Below are 2,717 nucleotides of genomic sequence, written 5' to 3' on the forward strand. Positions count from 1 at the left end.
GGAATGGGCGGTCACGTTAAAATGGAATGACTGGTCACGATGCCGGAATCACTGGTCACGTTCCTCCGGAATACCCAAAATTGCATGGACTCGAAAATCTCTTCAAAATCATCCGCATTTTCAGATACGTTAGGCAGCGATAAATTGGTTTCATGAAAAAAATAAGGTCTATTAATTTCAGAACTCCATGCTAATTGCCACCAATAGGGTCCTCAAGCCCGCCCGGCGCACACAAAAGCCTACAAATTAACTACGTCGAGCCTCAACCTCCTCAATCAGACAACAATCGAGGACGCTTGTACGTTTATAGCGGTCAACCATACCTTGTTTCATCGTGGAGTCTTGTGAATCAAATACATTCCAAATAGCATCCACTTCCTCATTAGGAATACGGAAACGCAGTTCCATTTGATAACGATGCATGCGTTCAAGTGTCGTCAACGCATACTTCCAATTGGGCAAAGGTTTTATTAATAATATTTCTTTCCGTAAAACCGATATCTTAGCCATTGGATGAATCAACACACGATACTCTCGCCCAAATTCGAACTCAACACCGATTGCTGATAGCCCGATGTCAAAACCATCGAGAAGACTACTTAAGGTTCTAGATTCAGTATGAAATGGAATCTCCAATATTCGATTGCCGATTTGAAATCGTTCAGAAAAAGTAGTACTACTGAGTTGAATTGCACCACGTTGAACCAAAGTGGTTAGTAAAATATCTCGATCCTGATTTGAAGCCGCCCATACATCAAGATCTCGAGGAGGCATGCCCGTTAGAAGAGATTTAAAAGCACCCCCAGCAAGAAAAAAACGCGCTGCGCAATCACTCCCTAATGCCTGCGCAATTTCACGACGAGCAAACTCAATGACATCTACATCATCAAAATGACATAACGGAAATGTATGGTGTGACCTGCAGACGTCCCTATAAGCTGAAAAAACACTGTTTTCTTCTTGCCAAAAAAAAGCTGCTTCCAAGAACAGTGGCCAGTCTTCAATTCCATAAGGCACCCCAAGCATTCTTGCAGCAGTCGCAGTAACAAGAGAATCATGCGTAACAAAAACATGAAACCCGGGGCGATTCAATGACGACGCAAGCATATGCTGAACCAAAAATCTTGCTGCCGAATCAGCATTTGCTATTCCTGGTAAAGATGTGTCCCGCTTTACCAAGTGATCCATGACACCCTCATGGCCAAGCTCTTTCCAATTCGTAAACGCCAATTTTCCGTCAATAACAAATACACCTGGATCACCTAGTAACCGGTCAGAATTAATCGGTAAAGTACTGATAGCCCCAGTCTGAATTGACTCAGCAGTCTGGATGCAGCGGACAAGTGGACTAGTATGAAGTGATCGTAGTCGATTACCAAAAATAGCGCCTAACTCATGCGAAAGCTGTTTGCCGTTAGCGGTAATCGGCAATCCATATCCCACATCATTGGGTGGCAAGTCATCACGCACCGAATGTCGAAGAAGTACGACAATCGGAATGTTTTTCGGAGCTTCTGAGATCCAATGAATTGTCGAATGTGGAATCTGATATCGAATATCCTCACTCACTTTGCGACTCCGACAAGAACTGTTGGAAGTGAGTTAAGTTTTACTGACTCATGAAAATAAAAACCTGCCGACTCAAGTAAAAGTCTATAACCACTCAATGTACGTTCTCGCCCACCGGTCGCCATCAAGAGATGAAGATCACACAGCCCTCCCGACATTTCGTCTTCGAGCAACAACATCTCTACAATAAAAATACGCCCGCCTATTGGCAAAGTTGAGCGCGCCCGTTGAAGAATTGCCAAAGCAGCCTGATCATCCCAATCATGTAAAACTCGAGCCAATAAAACAGCATCTGCATGTAACCCCCATGGTTGAAATAAATCTCCGCCATGAAACTCTATTTGCTCATGAATTCCAATCAAATTTCGAGCATGATCAATCACTTCAGGTAAATCAAACAGAGATATTTTCAAGGACTCGTATCGTTGGGCCAAATATTTGGTCAGCGATCCGGTTCCGCCACCTGCATCAATCAAATGTGTAATGGAATCCAGATTCAAGACTTCAGGTAAAGGTGCATAATCATGAAGAGCATAACTCTGCAGCATTCGATGGTGTGGCAATGTACGTTCACCATCAAGGGCTACCTGATTAAATATATCTGGCGCATGCCATTTATCGTTGCCACGAATTGCATCCGACAATCCATTCCACATAGGTGAAAGATACTGTTCATACTCAATCGCTGCATCAGCCAAAGTCATTGGATGCGCTTGCTGTAAATAAGCTCCTTTAGCCGTTACACTCCAAACCCCACGTGAATATTCAAGAAGATTTAACTCCCCGAGAGCTCGCAGTAAGCGTTTTGTAAGATCAAGTTTTAATCCACAATTAAGCGCTATTTTTTCAACCGCTGCCGGAAGAGATTCAAATATTTTCAACTCAACAGCGGAAGAAATCGTTTTAGTTTTCCAAAAACCGACCAGGTCTGTAGACAGTCTGGAAAATTCAGTTTGAATCGCAGATCGGAGTTCAACTACACAAACGCCCTCCTCATTAATAACTTCCAATCCACCGTCAAATCTCTCAACGCGTGCCTGGCTGTTATAAAAAGGCTCAATTGCTGCAAATCGGAGTTTTTCAAGCTAGTTGTCGCCTAAAAGTAAATTTTTATGCCGCCAGTTTCAGTTCTTGATATACGTCCTCAT

General features: G+C 43.1%; 2 protein-coding genes. Both read right to left on the bottom strand.

Annotated features, from left to right (window positions below):
- Positions 1-246: 246 nt before the first annotated feature.
- Positions 247-1,569 (bottom strand): histidine phosphatase family protein, encoded by a 1,323-nt coding sequence (locus tag QN359_RS19580; protein WP_322248144.1) that lies wholly within the window; start codon positions 1,567-1,569, stop codon positions 247-249.
- On the bottom strand, positions 1,566-2,579 hold the full coding sequence (locus QN359_RS19585) for a methyltransferase (protein WP_322248143.1): 1,014 nt from the start codon (positions 2,577-2,579) through the stop codon (positions 1,566-1,568). Before QN359_RS19585 ends, QN359_RS19580 begins: the two co-directional genes overlap by 4 nt.
- Between the last annotated feature and the right edge of the window lie 138 nt (positions 2,580-2,717).

The organism is Undibacterium sp. 5I2, assembly GCF_035019605.1.
Taxonomy (GTDB): Bacteria; Pseudomonadota; Gammaproteobacteria; order Burkholderiales; family Burkholderiaceae_D; genus Undibacterium.